The 1,203-nt window shown below is 29.8% G+C and carries 2 protein-coding genes and 1 pseudogene; all 3 read right to left on the reverse strand.

The window, feature by feature from the left end:
- Positions 1-279, reverse strand: a pseudogene (locus EYD45_RS16530) (hypothetical protein); the annotation flags it as partial.
- Between the two features lie 5 nt (positions 280-284).
- Complete coding sequence (locus EYD45_RS16535) at positions 285-494, reverse strand: YgaP family membrane protein (protein WP_130965773.1); 210 nt, start codon at positions 492-494, stop codon at positions 285-287.
- Positions 495-569: 75 nt separating this feature from the next.
- On the reverse strand, positions 570-1,203 hold a 634-nt coding region (locus EYD45_RS16540), incomplete at its 5' end, for a Crp/Fnr family transcriptional regulator (RefSeq protein WP_233702691.1).

The following is a 1,203-nucleotide window of genomic DNA, read 5'->3' on the forward strand; positions in this document are numbered from 1 at the left end:
TGACCATGTACCAGTTAAAGTATCAGTTCCATTTGTAGCAACAAGAGAACCGTCAGAATTAAACGAGAAATTATATCCTGTAAAATCTGATGTCTCATTTTCTCCAGAATCTATAAAATTAGTTATTCGCCAAGTTCCTGATTCAACTGTGTTTTCAACTTGCGCTATTTGTTCACTATTATCATTTACATCTCCATCGTCATCGTTATTTGAGCAAGCAGAAAATGTTAAAGTAAAACAAAGTATCACTAACAAACTGAAATAAAATCTTTTTTTCATAACAATTATTTTTCTTTTAAAGCACAAGTACGAATGCCAAATGGTGCATACAGAGGACAAAAACTAATTAAACTAGTTAAAACAAATATTCCTGCTACAATTAAAAGAATTAGACCTAAAGTTCCCGAAATGGTTTCTGTAAAATAAAGAATTCCAACTATTGCAGCGATTATTATTCGAATAATTCTATCTGCACTTCCCATGTTTTTTTTCATCTTTTAGAATAAAATATTTATGCATTATTGCTTTACAAAGGTAAGTAGTGTGATAGAGGTATGCAGTGACTATGGTCACCACTCGCTAATAATTTTTATTTCACCTGCATTTTGAACAACTTTATTATCAGTCTCAAGTTTTTTCAAAACCCTAGTAATTACTTCACGTGCAGTTCCTAATTCATTTGCTATTTGACTATGACTCATTTTAATCGAATTACTTTTAGTTAATTTTGATTTCTTTTTAAGATGGTCATAAAGTCTCTTATCCATTTTGTCCAACAGTAAATGGCGAATTGTGTCTAAAAGTTCAGAATAACGCAAATTAAATTGGTTATAAAATAATTCGTTAAAACCAGGGAACTCTTTAAGCCAATTTGGTAAATACTGAACTGGAATTAGAAGAATTTTTGAATCTTCTTCAGTTGTTGCAAAAACTTTACTTGGGGTGTTTTTTAAAGCGGCATAAAAAGTCATTACGCAGCTTTGAGCTGGTTCAATGTAGTAAAGTAGTAATTCTTTTTCATCAAATCTAGAATATACTTTCACAAGTCCGTTAAGTACTATAGGTAGTACTTTCACATATTGTTCTTCTCTTAAAATTTCAGTGCCTTTTGAAAATTCCTTAAGTGTAGATTTATTAATTAATTCATCTAACAACCTTGGTTTTAAAAAAGACAATAAGTTTTTATCAAATTCCATTAATTGT

It is taken from the genome of Hyunsoonleella flava, assembly GCF_004310325.1.
GTDB lineage: Bacteria > Bacteroidota > Bacteroidia > Flavobacteriales > Flavobacteriaceae > Jejuia > Jejuia flava.

Excerpts from the sequence above, each read along its gene's own strand:
- EYD45_RS16535 (WP_130965773.1), bottom strand. The coding sequence starts at position 494 with ATGAAAAAAAACATGGGAAGTGCAGATAGAATTATTCGAATAATAATC.